The organism is Plantactinospora sp. KLBMP9567, from assembly GCF_033446045.1.
Classification (GTDB): Bacteria; Actinomycetota; Actinomycetes; order Mycobacteriales; family Micromonosporaceae; genus Plantactinospora.
In genome coordinates this window covers 151184-168285 of the sequence record NZ_JAWQRR010000020.1, presented here as the reverse complement: position 1 = coordinate 168285, position 17102 = coordinate 151184, and the positions used below count along the sequence as shown (strand labels likewise).

The window sequence follows — 17102 nt, the reverse complement described above, 5'->3', positions numbered from 1 at the left end:
GCGAGGTGCCGTACGCGGTCCACGCACGGCACCCGCCCGCGCCACCGGACGGCGGCGGACCGGCGCGGTCTCAGTGCCGGCGCAGCGCCCGCTTGTCGGCGTCCAGCTCGTGGTCGAGCTTGAGCACGATGAACTCGTTGTCGTCCGGCTGCCCCGGCACCCGGCCGTTGGAGAACGGGAAGTTGTTGTCGTTGAGCACCGCGATGGTGCGGTCGTCGAGGATCACCACATCCTCGATGGTCTGGAACGGGAACGTGAAGGTCCGGCCGAAGCCACCCACCCGCTTCGGGTTGGCGATGTCCATCAGGTCGGCGACCAGCGTCTTGTCGAGCTGGCCGTCGCGGTTACGGTCCCGCCGGTCGGCCAGGTAGATCTTCTTGACCTTGGCCGTCGCCCCCTCGCCGTTGTCCCGCTCGATGATCAGGAACCGGTCCTTGTCGACCGCGATCGCGTCGCCGATCGCGTTGCCCGGCGCATCCAGCAGGTAGGTCCAGCGCCGCCCGGTGTACGCGTTCGCGGCGATGTCGAACTCGTGCAGCCGCAGCGTGCCGGCCGGGTCACCGGCGACGGTGCCCTCCAGCAGCGGATAGAGGGTACGCCCGTCCGGGGACTGTGCCATGCCCTCGAAACCCTTGCTGCTGTTCAGGTTGGCCGGGGTCTCGCCCCGGGTCGGGTTCTCCGGCGCGAAGACCCCGGGCAGCGCCACCGGAGCCGAGAGCAGCCGGCCGGCCCGGTCGAAGTGCAGCAGCCACGGCCCGAACTCGTCGCCGATCCAGTACGTCCCGTCGGCGGTCCGGCTGATCGACTCGACGTCGAAGTCGGCGCCGGTGAGTACCCGGTCGGGGCGGGTCAGCGGAAACGGCACCTTGCCGTCCGGGTCGGTCAGGGTGATCCCGCCGAGCACGTCGACGGTGCCGGAGCCGAAGTCCGGGCCGACCCGCTGGATCCGGAGCAGGAAGTCCGCGCTGTTGCCCCTGTTGCCGAACCCGTTGTCCGAGAGCACGTCGAAGCTGCCGTCGCTGTTGCGCAGTACGCCGCTGAAGCCCTGCACCGGCTGGTCGGCGAAGGGTGGGACGACGCCGTTGCTGGGCGTACCGCCGAGCAGGGATCCGGACGGCTCACTGCCCGGCACGAAGGTCTCGGCCGGCAGCGCGGCGAACTTCAGCAACTCGGCGCGGTCCCAGGTGCTCCGGTCGGTGGCGAAGGCCACCCCGGGCACGGTGATCGCCAGGGCGGCCACCACGGCACCCATGCCGACCCGCTTCATTGTTCCCATCGGTCCTTCTTTCGTAGCGGAACTCGCTGGGGAGGCTAGGTGCAGCCGGTTAATGCGGGCTGTCCACCAGGCACTCATTACCGAAACGCTCCGGCGGCCGCCCGACGTCCTCGCTCCCGGCTGCCCGGTAGGTACCCTTTACCCGGCTCAACGACGAGGTGGGACCGCCCGGACGGCGTACGGGCCCGCCGACCCGCCCGCTTATTGGAGATCAACTATCGTGTCCGGCACCTCCGAGCCCGCATCAGCCCCGACCAGTCCGGCCGCCCGGCCGGGCGCGGGGGCCGGGCGGCGGCGTGAGCTGCGCGCCGACTGCGAGCGCTGCTTCGGGCTGTGCTGCGTGGTGCCGGCCTTCGCGGCCTCGTCGGACTTCGCCATCGACAAGCCCGCCGGCCGGGCCTGCCCCAACCTCCGGCCCGACCACCGCTGCGGCATCCACCGTGACCTGCGGGAGCGCGGCTTCGCCGGATGTACGGTCTTCGACTGCTTCGGCGCCGGCCAGCAGGTCGCCCAGGTCACCTACCAGGGACGGGACTGGCGGGTCGACCCGGAGATCGCGGCGGGGATGTTCGAGGTGTTCCCGGTGATGCGGCAGCTCCACGAACTGCTCTGGTATCTGACCGAGGCCCTGGCGCTGCGCCCGGCCGAACCGCTGCACGCCGAGCTGGCCGCCGCCCTCGCCGCGACCGAACGGGTGGCCGACGGCGAGCCGTCCTCGCTCGTCGCCCTGGACGTCGCGACCCACCGCCGGACCGTCAACGAGGTGCTGCTGCGGGCCAGCGAGCAGATCCGGTCCCGCGGCGGACGGAAGGGGACCGACCGGCGGGGCGCCGAGCTGATCGGCGCCGACCTGCGCCGTGCCGACCTGGCCGGCGCCAACCTGCGCGGGGCGTACCTGATCGGGGCCGACCTGCGCGGCGTGGACCTGACCCTGGCCGACCTGACCGGGGCGGACCTGCGCGGCGCCAACCTGCGCGGTGCCGACCTGACCGGCAGCCTCTTCCTCACCCAGGCCCAGGTCGACGCGGCGGCCGGGGACGTCCGGACCGGCCTGCCGCCGGCCCTGCGTCACCCGGCGCACTGGCGCCTGACCATCGCCCCCTCCCACCACCATCGCCCCCGCCCCGACTCTCGCGACGCCGGTCGCGGTCGTGGTCGTGGTCGCGACCGATCTTGACGACTTGTTGTTGCGGGAGCTGCCACAAGTCGTCAAGGTCTACCGACATCCGCTGGTTGGCGGGCGGGGTGGGGTAGGGGTCAGTGGGCGGTGGCGACCTCGGGGGCGGGGGCCAGGCGGGCCGGGCGGACCACCAGGAAGAGCACGGTCAGCGCGGCGACCATGCCGCCGGCGATCACCAGGCCCATCCCGACGCTGCCGTTGCCGAGCACGCCGACCAGCGGCGCCAGCAGCGCGCCGATGCCGAACTGCACCGCGCCGAGCAGCGCCGCCGCGGTGCCGGCCGCCTCACCGTGCCGGCTCAACGCCAGCGCCGGTGCGTTCGGCATGGCCAGGCCCGACGCGGCGAGCACCACCCAGAGCGACACCAGCACGGTGGGAAGCCCACCGAATCCGGTCGCGGCGAAGGCGAGCAGTGCGAACCCGGCCAGCGCGCCGACGGTCAGCGCGGTGACCAGGATCCGCTGCGGGGCGTACCGGCGCAGCAGCCGGACGTTGAGCTGGGAGGCGGAGATCAGGCCCACCGCGCCGGCGCCGAAGACGATCCCGAACTGCTGCTCGTCGAGGCCGTACTCCTCCTGGAAGACGAAGGACGAGCCCGAGACGTACGCGAACAGCGCCGCCATCGCCAGCCCGGCGACCAGGACGAGCCCGACGAACGTACGGTCCCGCAGCAGTGAGCGGTAGACCCGGGCGGTGCCGCGTACGCCGCCACTGCGCCGCCGGTGCACCGGCAGCGTCTCGGGCAGCTTGAACAGCGCGAGGGCGACCAGGACGATCCCGAACACGGCCAGCGCGACGAAGACCCCGCGCCAGTCGGTCCAACCCAGCACCGCGCTGCCCAGGGTGGGTGCCAGCACCGGGGCGGCGCCCATCACCAGCATCAGCCGGGAGAAGATCTTGGCGAAGGCGGTACCGCTGAACAGGTCGCGTACCACGGCCATCGCCACCACCGAGGCGGCGGCGGTGCCGAGCCCCTGCAACACCCGCAGCACGCCCAACGTCCCGATGTTCGGGGCGACGACGCAGAGCACGGAGGCGATGACGTGCAGCACCAGGCCGGCGAGCAGCGGGACCCGCCGGCCGACCGCGTCCGAGAACGGGCCGATCAGCAGTTGGCCGACGGCGAGCCCGGCAAGGGTGCCGGTGAGGGTCAGCTGCACCGCTGCCTCGGCGGTGCGGAAGTCGGCGGTGATCGCCGGCAGCGCCGGCAGGTACATGTCGATCGTCAACGGTCCGATCGCGATCAACGACCCGAGTACGAGGACGAGCCGCAGCCGTTCCCGCCCGGTCATCAGGTCGCCGGGTGTGGCGGGCGGCCCGGACGCCTCGACGTGCGTGGCGGTGGCGGTCATGAGAGCCTTCCCAGCGGGTGGTCGTGGGTCTGGACGCGGACAGCGAAGATCACACCTGCCTCCAACCGCTGGCGCTCCGGCACATTCCCGCTTGATCAAACGGTGCCTCAGCTCACATCCGCCGGCCCGTCACGGGCCGGATACTGGTACGACGTCCGGGACCCGGCAGAATCGCGGAACGAGGGACATGGCGACGGCGCGGGAAATCGACGAACTTGAGCAACACTTCGCCGCCGCGCCGGCGACCTTCACCACCTCCCCGCTCTACCGGGCGCTCTGCCCCGTGGTGGCGGGGGACCGGTCGACTCTCGAACTGCTGACCGGCCGGCGGCCGGGACAGCAGGCGTCGTACCTGTTCTTCGGGGCGGCACACTACCTGCTGCTGGCCGGGGCACGGCATCCGCTACGCGACTTCTACCCGTCGCTGGTCGGCCCGTCAGCCGCCGAGCCGGCGGACGCCGGACCGGTGCTGCGCGACTTCTGCCGCCGGTACCGGACCGAACTCGGCGAACTCGTCCGCACCCGCCTGGTGCAGACCAACGTCGTACGCCGGGCGGTCGCGCTGCGGTACGCGCTCTGGGCGATCGGGCAGCGCTGCGCCGGCCCGGTGCACCTGGTCGAGGTCGGGTCGAGCGCCGGCATCCACCTCTACGTCGACCGCTACCGCTACCTCGTCGGCGACCGGGTGTTCGGAGCCGTCGACGCCACGGTCACGCTGGACAGCCGGTGGCTGGGCCGTACGCCGCTGCCGGACCTGGACGACGTACCGCCGATCGCCAGCCGGACCGGGGTGGACCTGAATCCGGTGGACGTCACCGACGCGCACGCGCGGCGTTGGCTGCGGGCGCTGGTCTGGCCGGAGAACCAGGACGCGGCGACGCTGCTCGACGCCGCCCTCGACGTGGTGGCGACCGAGCCGCCCGCCGTCGTCGCCGGTGACGCGGTGCAGGTCTGCCCGGCACTGGGCCGCGGCCTGCCGCCCGGTGAGCCGCGGGTGGTGTTCCACGCGGCGACCCGGATGCACGTTCCGGCCGGCCGGCGGGCGGCCTTCGACCGCGCGATCGACTCGATCGGGGAGGGCGGCCCGCTCTACCACGTCTGGCAGGAGCCGCCGTCCGCGCCGCACGGCGGGCACGTCGCCGATCCGCGCGGCGAGCTGGCGATGCACGGTCCGGACGGCGTGGTCGTACCGCTGCTCCGGGTCGACGGTCACCTGCGCTGGCTGGGCCCCCTGGGCCGGCCGGACTGACCCGGGGGCTGCGGCGAAGTGGACGCGGCCGGTGTGCCGACAGCAGACTAGGTGCTCGTGTACGCACCCGACGAGGCACCGGCCGCCGGCAACGGGCAGGAGTTGCCCACCGACGCCCAGATCGAGACGGCGGTGACCGCGCTGCGGATGCTGGCCGAGCCGACCCGGCTCCGCCTGCTGTGGCTGCTCCGCGACGGCGAGTACGACGTGGGCAGCCTGGCCCTGGCCGTCGGGGCGGCCCGGCCGGCGGTCTCCCAGCACCTGGCGAAGCTGCTGCTCGCCGGCCTGGTCGGCGTACGGCGGGACGGCCGGCGGGCGGTCTACCGGGCGCGGGGCGGCCACGTCCGGCGGCTCGTCGCCGAGGTGCTGTACGCCGCCGACCACCACCTCACCGGCGCACCGGACCACGACTGAACCCGTGCCGCCGAGCACCCGACCCCCGCGGATCTCCTCGACCAGGGCGCCCAGCCGGGCAGTGTTACTCGCCACTCGGCGGCGTTCCACCCGCTCCGGCTGTCGCGGTGCCGCGGCCGCTGATCTAGCCTGGGTTCAGCAGTCGGTGCAGATGATGAGGCGGCAGTTGCAACATATGCAACGGAGGGGAGCGCGGTGAGCCCGGTAACGACGACCGACGCCGAGCCGGCGACGGCGCTCGACGCGGTGTGCGTCGGCGAGACGATGGTGATGGTGACCCCGACCCCCGGCGGGCGGCTGGACGCCGAGTCGACCTTCGTGCTCCGGGCCGGCGGTGCCGAGTCCAACGTCGCGATGTTCCTCGCCGCGCTGGGCCACCGGGCCGGCTGGGCCAGCCGGGTCGGCGCCGGCCCGCTCGGCGAGCTGGTCGTCGGGCAGGTCCGGGCGACCGGGGTGGACACCTCGCTGGTCGAGGTCGACCCGGCCCGGCCGACCGCCGTCTACCTCAAGGACCCCGGCCCGGACGGCACGAAGGTCTACTACTACCGGCGCGGTTCCGCCGCTGCCAGTATGGATCCGGGGTACGCGGCCCGGGTCGACGCGGTGCCGGCCGCCGTACTGCACCTCAGCGGCGTGACCCCGGCGCTCTCGGAGAGCTGCCGCGGGCTGGTCGAGCGGCTGATGAGCACCCGACCGGCGGGACGGCGGCTGGTCTCCTTCGACGTCAACCACCGGCCCGCGCTCTGGCCCGACCTCTCCACCGCCGCCACCGAGCTGCTCCGGCTGGCCCAGGCCGCCGACGTGGTCTTCGTCGGGCTGGACGAGGCGGCGCGGCTCTGGGACGTCAAGGAGCCGGAGGACGTCCGCGCCCTGGTCGACCGGCCCGGCACCCTGGTGGTGAAGAACGGTGCGGTGGAGGCGGTCGCGTTCTCCGCCGACGGGGTGACCGGCGAGCCGGCCCGGCCGGTCGAGGTGGTGGAGCCGGTCGGTGCCGGCGACGCGTTCGCCGCCGGTTGGCTCTCCGGTGCGCTGCGCGGCCTCGACCCCGCCGCCCGGCTGAGGCTCGGGCACCTGGTCGCCGGTGCCGCGCTCGGCTCCGTCTCGGACTTCGCCGAACTGCCACCGGTGCCGATGATCTGCGCGGTGCTGGGCATCACGCCGGACGACTGGCACCGGCCCACCGGCCCGGCCTGAGCCGGGGAGTACGACGATGTCCCAGACCGTCGAGCGCGCACTGCGCATCATCGAACTCTTCGCCGAGCGGCCCCGCTCGCTCGGCGAGATCGCCGACGACCTCGGTGTGCACAAGTCGACCGCGCTGCGGCTGGTGCAGACCCTCGAACGGGGCGGGTTCGCCCGCCCGGTCGACGGCCGCTACACGATCGGGTTCCGGATGGTGGCGATCGCGCAGCACGCGGTGGAACAGCTCGACCTGCACCCGGTCGCCCACCCGCACCTGGTCCGGCTCGGCGACCGGTACGGCCACACCGTGCACCTCGCCCAGCTCGTCGACGACGAGATCGTCTACGTGGCCAAGGTGGATGGCCGCGGGGCGCTGCGGATGCGGTCCCGGGTCGGCCAGCCGGTCGACCCACACACCTCGGGAGTCGGCAAGGCGATCCTGGCCCACCTCGACGAGCCGGCCCGGGAACGTTTCCTGGCCCGGCTGACGTACCCCCGGCACACCGACACCTCGATCACCGACCCGGCCGAGTTCCGGGCCGAGCTGGCCCGGATCGCCGAGCGCGGCTGGGCCGAGGACGACGGCGAGTTCGAGGACTTCGTGAGCTGCGTCGCCGTACCGGTCCGGGACGCCCGGGGCCGGGTGGCCGGCGCGGTGTCGATCACCGCGTTGCGCGCCCTGGCCCCGCTGGAGCGGCTCCGCGAACACCTGCCGGAGCTGACCGGAACCTGCGCCGCGATCTCCCGGGACCTCGGCTGGACCGGAGAACACCGATCATGAACGGAGCGACCGTGCCCAACCCCTCGACGACCTTCTTCGACAGCCTCTTCGCCAGCCAGCCGGTGATGGCGATCCTCCGTGGCTTCGACCCGGACCGGACCGTCGAACTCTGCCAGCGGGCCTGGGACGCCGGCATCGACGTGGTCGAGGTACCGGTGCAGAGCCCGGACGCGTTGCCCTCGCTGCACGCCGCCGTCGCCGCCGGCCGGGAGCGGGAGCGGCCGGTCGGCGCCGGCACGGTGCTCACCCCGGAACAGGTGCACACGGTGTACGAGGCCGGCGCGGCCTTCACCGTGGCCCCCGGGTACGACCCGGAGATCGCCGCCGAGAGCTCCCGGCTCGGCCTCGCCCACCTGCCCGGAGTCGCCACCTCCTCGGAGATCGGCCAGGCGCTGCGCACCGGGCACACCTGGCTCAAGGCGTTTCCGGCCAGCGAACTCGGCACCGGTTGGCTGCGGGCCCAGCGTGGCCCGTTCCCGGCGGTGAAGTTCGTCGCCACCGGCGGCGTGGACGCCGACAATGCCGACGACTTCCTCGCGGCCGGTGCCCGGGTGGTGGCGGTCGGTTCCGCGTTGCAGGACTCCCGCCAACTCGACCTGCTCGGCCGGCTCGTCCGCCGGTAACCCCGGGCGAGGGCGTCGACCGGGCGGGGGAAGGTCGACACGCCGTCCGTGACCGGTCGCCGGGCGGCGTGCCGGCGCGTCGCCGCGTACCCTCGCCGGATGGGCGGCGGCGCGGTGCGGGCGTGGCGGGCGATGCTGGCGGCGGTCACGGCCGGGGCCGTCCTGGCCGGATGCTCTGCGGAGCCGGACACCGGTCCGGCGACACCCGGGTCCTCGGCGAGCACACCCGCTCCGGCGCCGACCGGCCCGGCGGCGGCACCGACCCCGGCCGGGCCGGTCGAACTGCGGCTGGCGTTCGCCGGTGACGTCCACTTCACCGGGCGTACGCTGCGGCTGCTCGACGAGCCGGAGACGGCGTTCGGCCGGATCGCGTCGACCCTGCGGGACGCCGACCTGACCCTGCTGAACCTGGAGACGGCGGTGACCGGTCGGGGCACCCCGCAGCCGAAGCGTTTCCACTTCCGGGCACCGAAGGGCGCCTACGCGGCGCTGCGGGCCGCCGGGGTGGACGCCGCCTCGGTCGCCAACAACCACGTGCTGGACTACGGGCAGGTGGGCCTGGCGGACACCCTCGACGCGGCGGCGGAGGCGGACTTCCCGGTCTTCGGTGCGGGCCGCGACGCCGACGCGGCGTACGCGCCCTGGCTGACCACGGTGCGCGGGGTGCGGATCGCCGTACTCGGCATGTCGCAGGTGCACGAGCTGGCCGGGCAGTGGAAGCCGACCGCGACCCGGCCCGGGGTGGCGATGGCGTTCGACACCGCCCGAGCCACCGCCGCCGTCCGGGCGGCCCGGGAGCAGGCCGATCTGGTGGTCGTCTTCATGCACTGGGGGATCGAGGGGAACCGGTGTCCGAGCGGCGAGATGAAGACCTTCGCCGGCCGGATGGCCCGGGCCGGGGCCGACATCGTGCTCGGTACGCACGCGCACACCCTGCTCGCCGACGGCTGGCTCGGCCGGACGTACGTGCACTACGGGCTCGGCAACTTCCTCTGGTACGGCGACTCGAAGAGCACCGACTCCGGAGTGCTCCGGCTGACCGTCCGGGGCCGTACGGTGATCCGCAACGAGTTCCTGCCCGCCACGGTCTCCCGGACCGGTCAGCCGGTACTCGTCTCCGGCGCGGCCCGGGAGCGGATCGAGGACCGGATCGCCGCGGCGAGGCGCTGTTCCGGCCTCGCCGCGAAACGATCCTGATCCCGACCGACGGAGTGTTCAGGAGACCCGGGTCTCCCGCTCCCGCCACGCGGCCCGCACCGAGGTCCTGCCGTTGGTGCGCAGCAGCGACCCCTCGTAGAGCCGGGCGGCGAGCATGATGCAGAGCGCGGCGGCGCCGAGCAGGAGCAGCAGCGCCAGCACCGGCTCCCAGGCGGCGGCGTCGCCGAAGAATAGCCGCAGCGGCATCGCGGTCGGCGCGGAGAACGGCACGTAGGAGAGGATCGTCATCGCCGTCGGGTTGCTGTTGAGGAAGATCACCAGGAAGAACGGCACCATGATCACCAACTGGGCCGGTCCGGACGCCCCGCTGATGTCCTCCTGCCGGCTGACCAGCGCGCCGGTGACCGCCCAGAGCGAGGCCAGCAGCACGAAGCCGACCAGGAAGAACGGGATGAACCAGGCGATCGCCGGGCCGAGCTGCCCCAGCAGTCCGGTGTCGCCGCCGACGGCCTGCATGGAGACCACCGCGACCAGCGCGATCAGCACCACCTGGCCGAACGCGAGCGCGCCGTTGCCGAGTACCTTGCCGGCGAGCAGGGCCCGGACCGGCACCGCCGCCACCAGGATCTCCACGATGCGGGTCTGCTTCTCCTCGGTGACGCTCTGCGCGATCTGCACGCCGAAGGTGATGGAGAGGAAGAAGAAGACCATCGAGAAGGACATCGGTACCAGGAACGCCAGCACCGGGTCGACCGCGTCCGGGTCGAGGAGCTGTACCGGGGGAGCGCTGCTCAGCGCCCGGACCACCGAGTCCGGCGTACGGTCCATCGCCAGCACCCGGATGCCGCCGGCCCCGTCCCCCGGCACCACCGCGGCGTCCACCTCACCGTCCCGGACGAGTTGCTCCGCCTGCGCGACGTCGGTGGCGGCCACCACCTCCATACCGGCCCGGTCCAGCAGGCTGCCGGCGTCGCCGGTGCCGACCACAGCCACCGTCGAGCTGCCGTTGGCGAAGAGCGCCGGCAGTACCGTGGCGCCCGCCGCGATCACCAGGAAGAGGACGGTACTGATCAGGAACGTCCGGTCCCGGAGCTTGACCGCGATCTCCCGGCCGGCGACCAGCTTTGTCGCGCTCCACAGCGAGGTACCGGTGGCGGCCGGTCCGGTCTGCTGCCGGGTCGGGGACGGGGCGATCGCGGTCACTGGGTTACCTCCCGGAAGATCTCGGCGAGCGAGGGGACGATGGGGCCGAAGGCGCGTACCGGGCCCCGGGCGAGGGCCGCCCGCAGCACCGCCTGGTCGTCGGCGGGATCGGCGAGTTCGATCACGACCCGTGCGCCGTCGAGGTCCACGATGGAGATTCCGGGCAGGTCGCGGATCCAGCCGGCGTCGGTGTCGAGCACGAGCTGGTAGCGCGGGGTCGCGAATCTGGTGCGGAGGTCGGTGCGGCTGCCGGCGGCGCGTACCGCCCCGGCGGCGATGATCACCAGGTCGTCGCAGAGCCGCTCCACCACGTCGAGCTGGTGGCTGGAGAAGAGCACCGGTACCCCTCGGCCGGCCCGCTCCCGCAGCACCCCGGCGATCACCTCGACGGCGATCGGGTCGAGCCCGGAGAAGGGCTCGTCCAGGATCAGCACCTCGGGGTCGTGCACCAGCGCCGCCGCGATCTGGGCCCGCTGCTGGTTGCCGAGGGAGAGCTTCTCCAGCGGATCGTCGGCCCGCTCGGCCAGACCGATCCGGTCGAGCAGGTCGTCGACGCTGCGCCGGGCGGCCGGCGCGGTCAGCCCGTAGAGCCGGCCGAGGTAGACGAGCTGCTCCCGGACCTTCATCTTCGGGTACAGGCCGCGCTCCTCGGGCATGTAGCCGAAGCGCTGCCGGACGGCCCGGCTGACCGGCTCGCCGTGCCAGGTCACCGTGCCGGAGTCGGCGGCGAGCAGGCCGAGGATGATCCGCATCGAGGTGGTCTTGCCGGCACCGTTGGCCCCGACGAACCCGGTCATCCGGCCCGGGACCACCTCGAACGAGATGTCGTCGAGCACTCTCCGGCCGCCGAACGACCGATCGACGGACGCCACGCGCAGCATCCGGCCTCCTTCACCAGTCCTCCGCCGGCACACCCCGCACCGGCGGGGACGACGTTAGTCCGGCCGGACCCCGCTGACGTCCGTCGCGCGGCGGAACCGCAAGGATGATCCACTTACCGCGCGGTGCGCCGCCGGGACGAGCCGGCACCCCGCCCGGCGGCCGGGCCGGTCAGCCGCCGGCATCGCCCGGGGTCACCACCCCGTGCTCGTACGCGAAGACCACGGCCTGGGTGCGGTCGCGCAGCCCGAGCTTCATCAGTACCCGGGAGACGTGCGTCTTCACGGTCGCCTCGCCGAGCAGCAGCCGCTCGGCGATCTCGGCGTTGGAGGCGCCCCCGGCGAGCTGCACCAGCACCTCCCGTTCCCGCTCGGTCAGCTCGGCCAGCCGGCGCCGGTCCGGCTCGGCCGGCCCGCCGCCCGCGCCGGGCTGGCCGGTGTTCGGTGCGACCGCTCCGGGCGGGGTGGCGAAGGTCGCGATCACCCGGCGGGTGATCTGCGGGGCGAGCAGCGCGTCGCCCCGGGCGAGGATCCGCACCGCCTCGACCAGCTCCTCCGGTGAGCCGTTCTTCAGCAGGAATCCGCTGGCCCCGGCCTGGAGCGCGGCGAACAGGTAGTCGTCCCGGTCGAACGTGGTCAGGATCAGCACCGCCGGCCCGTCCGCCCCGGTGGCCGCCACGATCTGCCGGGTCGCCGCCAACCCGTCCAGGTGCGGCATCTCCACGTCCAGCAGGACGACGTCGGGCCGCTGCGCCAGGGCGAGTTCGACCGCCCGGCGGCCGTCCGCCGCCTCGCCGACCACCTCGAGGTCCTCCTCCGTCTCCAGGATGATCCGCAGGCCGGCCCGGACCAGGTGCTGGTCGTCGGCGAGGAGGACCCGGATCGGGATGTACGGCTCCGTCATGACTACTGCTCCGCTCGCTCGTCGTCCCGCCGAGCCGCCGGGCCGGCCGGGGCCGGCGCTGCGCCGGGTCACGCCGTCGCCGTCACGGGGGAGGCGCCGGCGGCACCGGCCGGGGCGATCGGGAAGCGGGCCCGTACCCGGAAACCGCCGCCGGCCCGGGCACCCACCTCCAGGCTGCCGTCGTGCGCGGCGACCCGTTCCCGCATGCCGATCAGGCCGAGCCCACCGCCCCCGGTGGGGGACCGGCCCGGTACGGCGGCCAGCCCGGTACGGCCGTCGTCGGTCACCTCCACCTCGACCTCCCGGCGCAGGTACCGGATCCGTACGTCGACCGCGCTGGCCCGGGCGTGCTTGATGGTGTTCGTCATCGCCTCCTGGACCACCCGGTAACCGGCCAGGGAGACCGACTCCGGCACCGGCACCGGCGTACCGTAGATCTTGTACTCGACGGCGAGTCCGGCGTCCCTGGCCCCCTGGAGCAGGCTGTCGACCTGCTCCAGCCCGTAGCCGAGGGCCCCGTCGGCGGCGCCCGCGTCGCGGAGCACCCCGAGCATCCGGCGCAACTCGTCGACGGCGGTACGCGCGCTCTGCTCCACCGCGGCGAGCGCGGTCTTGGCCTTGTCCGGGTCCTTGTCCATGACCCGCCGGCTCGCGCTGGCCTGCACGCCCATCACCGAGACGTGATGGGCGACGACGTCGTGCAGCTCGCGGGCGATGCGTACCCGTTCCTGGGTGACCGCCCGCTCGGCGTTCTCGGCCCGGGACCGGCGCAGCTCCTCGGCCTGCATCTCCAGCTCGTGCTGCCGCAGCGCGGAGGTCCAGGTGCGGTTGCCGAGCAGGTAGGCGAGCAGGAAGAAGGCGCTGTTGAACAGCACGGTGGTGATCGCGACGGCGACGAGCGGGGAGATCGGGCCGGCCGCGCCCGGGAAGTTCGACTCCGCCGACGCGATGCTCAATCCCGCCGCGATCACCAGCCAGACGAACATCGCGACGATGACGCCGATCCTGATCCAGACCGAGAGCCGGCGGTCCCGCCCCCAGGCGCCGAGGCTGTAGACGGCGACGAAGAGCGTCGTGGACGCGACCCATACCTCCGGAACGTGCCGGACCTGGGCGGCAATGAAGATCGCGGCGAGCACGCTGGTGCTGATCTCCGGATGGCTGCGTCGCCAGATCAGCGGCAGGCCGCCCGCGACCGCCCAGCCGAGCTGCTCGGGCCAGGCCGGCGGGGTGCCGAGCGGGAAGCTGCCCATGCTGTTCGACAGCACTACGCTGAGCAGGCCGAGCGCCGCCATCGACAGGCCCAGGTAGAGGTCCCGTTGGCGCTGCTGCCGGGTCGGCCCGGGGCGGGCCCACGGGCGCGCCGGCTCGTTCTCCGGCCCGCCGGTCGGTGCCGGGTCGTCTCGTCGTTCGCTGCCAGCCTCCACCCGACATGAATAACGTATCGGCCGCGTCGCGTGCATCTTCGACCTGCCGACATGGTGGATATCACGGAGGGTAGTGGTTTGGTATCCGCCGCGGACCGCTGTCCCGGGCGATCTCCGCCGCCCGGTCCCGCTGGACGCCGGAATAGTTGACTCGGCAAGTATGTTGTGCGGGACGATCCGGGGACTGGCGCCCGGGACCGAGTGAGGAGCTGGCGATGCAGTTCGGGATCTTCAGCGTGGGTGACGTGACCACCGATCCGACGAACGGACGGGAGCCGTCCGAGGCAGAGCGGATCAAGGCCATGGTCGCCATCGCGTTGAAGGCGGAGGAGGTCGGTCTCGACGTCTTCGCCACCGGTGAGCACCACAACCCGCCGTTCGTGCCCTCCTCACCCACCACCATGCTCGGGTTCGTCGCGGCCCGGACCAGCCGGCTGCTGCTCTCCACCGCGACCACCCTGATCACCACCAACGACCCGGTGAAGATCGCCGAGGACTACGCCATGCTCCAGCACCTGGCCGACGGCCGGGTCGACCTGATGATGGGTCGGGGCAACACCGGACCGGTATACCCGTGGTTCGGGCAGGACATCCGCAACGGCATCCCATTGGCGATCAACAACTACGACCTGCTGCGGCGGCTGTGGCGGGAGGACGTCGTCGACTGGGAGGGCAAGTTCCGCACCCCGTTGCAGTCGTTCACCTCGACGCCCCGGCCGCTGGACGGGATCCCGCCGTTCGTCTGGCACGGCTCGATCCGCAGCCCGGAGATCGCCGAGCAGGCCGCGTACTACGGCGACGGGTTCTTCGCCAACCACATCTTCTGGCCCAAGGAGCACACCCAGCGGATGGTGGGCCTCTACCGGCAGCGGTTCGCGCACTACGGCCACGGTGACGCCGACCGGGCCATCGTCGGCCTCGGCGGCCAGGTGTTCATGCGGCGCAACTCCCAGGACGCGGTACGCGAGTTCCGGCCGTACTTCGACAACGCGCCGGTCTACGGGCACGGCCCGTCGTTGGAGGACTTCACCCGGGAGACCCCGCTGACCGTCGGCAGCCCGCAGCAGGTGATCGACCGCACCCTCACCTTCCGGGACTACGTCGGCGACTACCAGCGGCAGCTCTTCCTGGTCGACCACGCCGGACTGCCGCTGAAGACCGTACTGGAGCAGTTGGACATCCTCGGCGAGGAGGTCGTACCGGTGCTGCGGCGGGAGTTCGCCGCGCTCCGCCCCGCGCACGTACCCGAGGCACCGACGCACGCGTCGATGAAGGCCGAGCGGGCCGCGGCGGCCGCGGCGGAGGCGGTCCGATGACGGCCCGGACCCTCGTGGTCGTCTCGGCCGGTCTGCGGGTGCCGTCCTCCACCCGGCTGCTCGCCGACCAGCTCGCCTCGGCCACCGGCGGCGAACTCGACCGCCGGGGTGTGCCGGTCCGGACCGAGGTGGTCGAGCTGCGCGACCTCGGCCACGACGTGGTGAACCACCTGCTCGCCGGCTTTCCGCCGGAGGCGCTCAAGCGGGCGCTGGACACCGTCGCCGCCGCCGACGGGCTGATCGTGGTGACCCCGATCTTCAACGCCTCCTACAGCGGGCTGTTCAAGGCGTTCTTCGACGTGCTCGGCGACGACGCCCTGGTCGACCGGCCGGTGCTGATCGGTGCGACCGGCGGCACCGCCCGGCACTCGCTGGCGCTCGAACACGCGCTGCGGCCGATGTTCAGCTATCTGCGCGCGGTCGTCGTGCCGACCTCGGTCTTCGCCGCGCCGGAGGACTGGGCCGGCGGCAGCGCCCAGGGCACGCTGCGCGGCCGGATCGACCGGGCCGCCCGGGAACTCGCCGAGCAGGTCGCCCGCCGCGAACCGGCCGAGGCCGCCGACCCGTTCCGGCTCACCACCACCTTCGACCAACTGCTGACCGGCGACTGAGGTCCCGCCGGCCCGGCTCCGGTTGCTGACCGGCACTGAGGCCCGCCGGCCCGGCTGGCGGGGGTGCCCGGGACCCGGCCGGTGCGGGTACGTCCGGTTGAATGTCCTGATGACCCCACCGGTGCCCCGGGCCATCACGCAGGCCACCGTCCGTGCCGTCGAGGCGGTCCGGGCGCAGGACCCGGACGCGCTCGACGCGGCGACCGGCGACCTCGCCCTGCTCCCCGCCGAACAGGTCGGGCTGGTGCTCGGCGCGGTGCTGCGACTGCTGCTGGAGCAGGCGCACCCGGACGGGCTGGCCGGGGAGGACGTGCAGGCCGTACTCGTCCGGTGTGCCCGGAGCAACGCCGGCTGGCTGCCGGAGCTGGACGTCGGAGTGCTGGCACTGCTGCTGACCGGCGCGCTCGGCGTACACCAGATGGCGGACGAGGCGCCGCCGCCCGGTCCGGCGGCGGTGGCCCGGCACGCCCCGCTGCTCGTCGCCGACCTGCTCGCCGTCACCGGTGGAGCGGTCGACGACTACCTGGCCGCCGCCCTGTCCGAGATCGCCGTCGCGCAGACGATGGAACTACCGTAACCCGGGTGGCCCGGTGCCGATACGCTGCCTCGACACCGGGCCGCGCCGCGCCACGGTCCGGCCTGACCGGGTGGCTCAGTGCCCGACGGTGTCCGAGTCGGTGGCGGCCTGCTCGCCCCGGTCGAGCGCGGAGAGCGCGGCGACGTCCTCCGGGGCGAGCGTGAAGTCGAAGACGTCGATGTTGCTCTTCATCCGGTCCGCCGAGGCGGTCTTCGGGATCGGGACGAGCCCCAGGTCGAGGTGCCAGCGCAGCACGACCTGCGCGGGCGTCCGGCCGTACCGGTCGGCGAGCCCGGTCACCACCGGGTTGGCGAGGAGTTCGCCGCCGTGCCCGATCGGCCCCCAGGACTGGGTGGCGATGCCGTGCTCCCGGTGGTACGCCCGGGCGGCGTCCCGGGTCAGCGTCGGGTCCAACTGGATCTGGTTGACGTCCGGCGTCACGTCGGTCGCGGCGCGGATCCGGTCGATGTGCGCCGGCTTGAAGTTGGACAGCCCGACGGCCCGTACCCGGCCGTCCCGGAGCAGGTCGGACAGGCCCAGGAAGGCGTCGACGTACCGGTCCTGCCAGGGCATCGGCCAGTGGATCAGATAGAGGTCGAGGTAGTCGACGCCGAGCTTGCCGATGCTGTCCTGGAACGCCTCCCGCACCCTGTCCCGACCGTGCCACTCGCCGTTCAGCTTGCTGGTGACGAAGAGTTCCTCCCGCGGCACCCCGGAGGCGCGCAGGCCACGGCCGACGCCCACCTCGTTGCCGTACTTGTAGGCGGTGTCGATCAGCCGGTAGCCGACCCCGATCGCCTCGGCGACGGCCCGCTCGGCTTCGGCGTCGGACAGCGGCCAGGTTCCGAAACCGAGCTGCGGTATCCGGGCACCGTTCGCCAGCGGAAGGGTCGGCACGGTCGGCTCTGCGTTCATCTGGTTGATCTCCTGCGGTCCAGTCCGGCCCGGGGTGCGGACCGGTGCGGTGCGGT

The 17102-nt window shown here is 73.1% G+C and carries 17 protein-coding genes; 10 read left to right on the top strand and 7 right to left on the bottom strand.

Going from position 1 to position 17102, the window contains the following annotated elements:
* Positions 1-70 precede the first annotated feature (70 nt).
* Positions 71-1276 (bottom strand): esterase-like activity of phytase family protein, encoded by a 1206-nt coding sequence (locus R6Y94_RS15775; protein ID WP_318396602.1) that lies wholly within the window; start codon positions 1274-1276, stop codon positions 71-73.
* A 301-nt stretch (positions 1277-1577) separates the two neighbouring features.
* Here R6Y94_RS15775 and R6Y94_RS15770 point away from each other — a divergent pair, with 301 nt between their 5' ends.
* A complete protein-coding gene (locus R6Y94_RS15770; protein WP_318396693.1) occupies positions 1578-2453 on the top strand; it encodes a pentapeptide repeat-containing protein in 876 nt (291 codons plus the stop codon).
* Positions 2454-2533: 80 nt separating this feature from the next.
* On the opposite strand, the gene R6Y94_RS15765 is transcribed toward R6Y94_RS15770, so the two are convergent.
* Entirely contained in the window at positions 2534-3808 is a 1275-nt protein-coding gene (locus tag R6Y94_RS15765; protein WP_318396601.1) for a multidrug effflux MFS transporter, read from the bottom strand.
* Positions 3809-3995: 187 nt separating this feature from the next.
* Here R6Y94_RS15765 and R6Y94_RS15760 point away from each other — a divergent pair, with 187 nt between their 5' ends.
* The 6 genes from R6Y94_RS15760 (at position 3996) to R6Y94_RS15735 (ending at position 9254) form a co-directional block, all read left to right on the top strand.
* Entirely contained in the window at positions 3996-5057 is a 1062-nt protein-coding gene (locus R6Y94_RS15760) for a DUF2332 domain-containing protein (RefSeq protein ID WP_318396600.1), read from the top strand.
* A gap of 51 nt (positions 5058-5108) precedes the next feature.
* Entirely contained in the window at positions 5109-5471 is a 363-nt protein-coding gene (locus tag R6Y94_RS15755; protein ID WP_318396599.1) for a metalloregulator ArsR/SmtB family transcription factor, read from the top strand.
* A 195-nt stretch (positions 5472-5666) separates the two neighbouring features.
* Positions 5667-6665 (top strand): sugar kinase, encoded by a 999-nt coding sequence (locus tag R6Y94_RS15750; protein ID WP_318396598.1) that lies wholly within the window; start codon positions 5667-5669, stop codon positions 6663-6665.
* 16 nt (positions 6666-6681) lie between these two features.
* The gene (locus tag R6Y94_RS15745; RefSeq protein WP_318396597.1) at positions 6682-7434 is read left to right on the top strand and encodes an IclR family transcriptional regulator; all 753 of its coding nucleotides are present in this window, start codon (positions 6682-6684) and stop codon (positions 7432-7434) included.
* Positions 7431-8057 (top strand): bifunctional 4-hydroxy-2-oxoglutarate aldolase/2-dehydro-3-deoxy-phosphogluconate aldolase, encoded by a 627-nt coding sequence (locus R6Y94_RS15740; RefSeq protein WP_318396596.1) that lies wholly within the window; start codon positions 7431-7433, stop codon positions 8055-8057. The genes R6Y94_RS15745 and R6Y94_RS15740 overlap by 4 nt, the downstream gene beginning before the upstream one ends.
* A gap of 99 nt (positions 8058-8156) precedes the next feature.
* Positions 8157-9254: a CapA family protein gene (locus tag R6Y94_RS15735; RefSeq protein ID WP_318396595.1), complete on the top strand. Its 1098-nt coding sequence runs from the start codon at positions 8157-8159 to the stop codon at positions 9252-9254.
* Positions 9255-9272: 18 nt separating this feature from the next.
* Here the strand turns inward: R6Y94_RS15735 and R6Y94_RS15730 are convergent, their stop codons facing one another.
* The 4 genes from R6Y94_RS15730 to R6Y94_RS15715 all read right to left on the bottom strand — a co-directional run bounded on the left by R6Y94_RS15730 (position 9273) and on the right by R6Y94_RS15715 (position 13495).
* Complete coding sequence (locus R6Y94_RS15730) at positions 9273-10355, bottom strand: ABC transporter permease (RefSeq protein ID WP_318396692.1); 1083 nt, start codon at positions 10353-10355, stop codon at positions 9273-9275.
* Between the two features lie 59 nt (positions 10356-10414).
* Positions 10415-11299: an ATP-binding cassette domain-containing protein gene (locus R6Y94_RS15725; RefSeq protein ID WP_318396594.1), complete on the bottom strand. Its 885-nt coding sequence runs from the start codon at positions 11297-11299 to the stop codon at positions 10415-10417.
* A 169-nt stretch (positions 11300-11468) separates the two neighbouring features.
* Positions 11469-12200 (bottom strand): response regulator transcription factor, encoded by a 732-nt coding sequence (locus tag R6Y94_RS15720; protein WP_318396593.1) that lies wholly within the window; start codon positions 12198-12200, stop codon positions 11469-11471.
* A 68-nt stretch (positions 12201-12268) separates the two neighbouring features.
* Positions 12269-13495: a sensor histidine kinase gene (locus tag R6Y94_RS15715; RefSeq protein WP_318396691.1), complete on the bottom strand. Its 1227-nt coding sequence runs from the start codon at positions 13493-13495 to the stop codon at positions 12269-12271.
* A gap of 347 nt (positions 13496-13842) precedes the next feature.
* Between R6Y94_RS15715 and R6Y94_RS15710 the strand changes: the two genes are divergently transcribed.
* The 3 genes from R6Y94_RS15710 (at position 13843) to R6Y94_RS15700 (ending at position 16131) form a co-directional block, all read left to right on the top strand.
* Complete coding sequence (locus tag R6Y94_RS15710; protein ID WP_318396592.1) at positions 13843-14943, top strand: LLM class flavin-dependent oxidoreductase; 1101 nt, start codon at positions 13843-13845, stop codon at positions 14941-14943.
* The gene (locus R6Y94_RS15705; protein WP_318396591.1) at positions 14940-15554 is read left to right on the top strand and encodes an FMN reductase; all 615 of its coding nucleotides are present in this window, start codon (positions 14940-14942) and stop codon (positions 15552-15554) included. The genes R6Y94_RS15710 and R6Y94_RS15705 overlap by 4 nt, the downstream gene beginning before the upstream one ends.
* Before the next feature lie 109 nt (positions 15555-15663).
* Entirely contained in the window at positions 15664-16131 is a 468-nt protein-coding gene (locus R6Y94_RS15700) for a hypothetical protein (RefSeq protein WP_318396590.1), read from the top strand.
* Positions 16132-16206: 75 nt separating this feature from the next.
* On the opposite strand, the gene R6Y94_RS15695 is transcribed toward R6Y94_RS15700, so the two are convergent.
* On the bottom strand, positions 16207-17046 hold the full coding sequence (locus tag R6Y94_RS15695; RefSeq protein ID WP_318396589.1) for an aldo/keto reductase: 840 nt from the start codon (positions 17044-17046) through the stop codon (positions 16207-16209).
* Between the last annotated feature and the right edge of the window lie 56 nt (positions 17047-17102).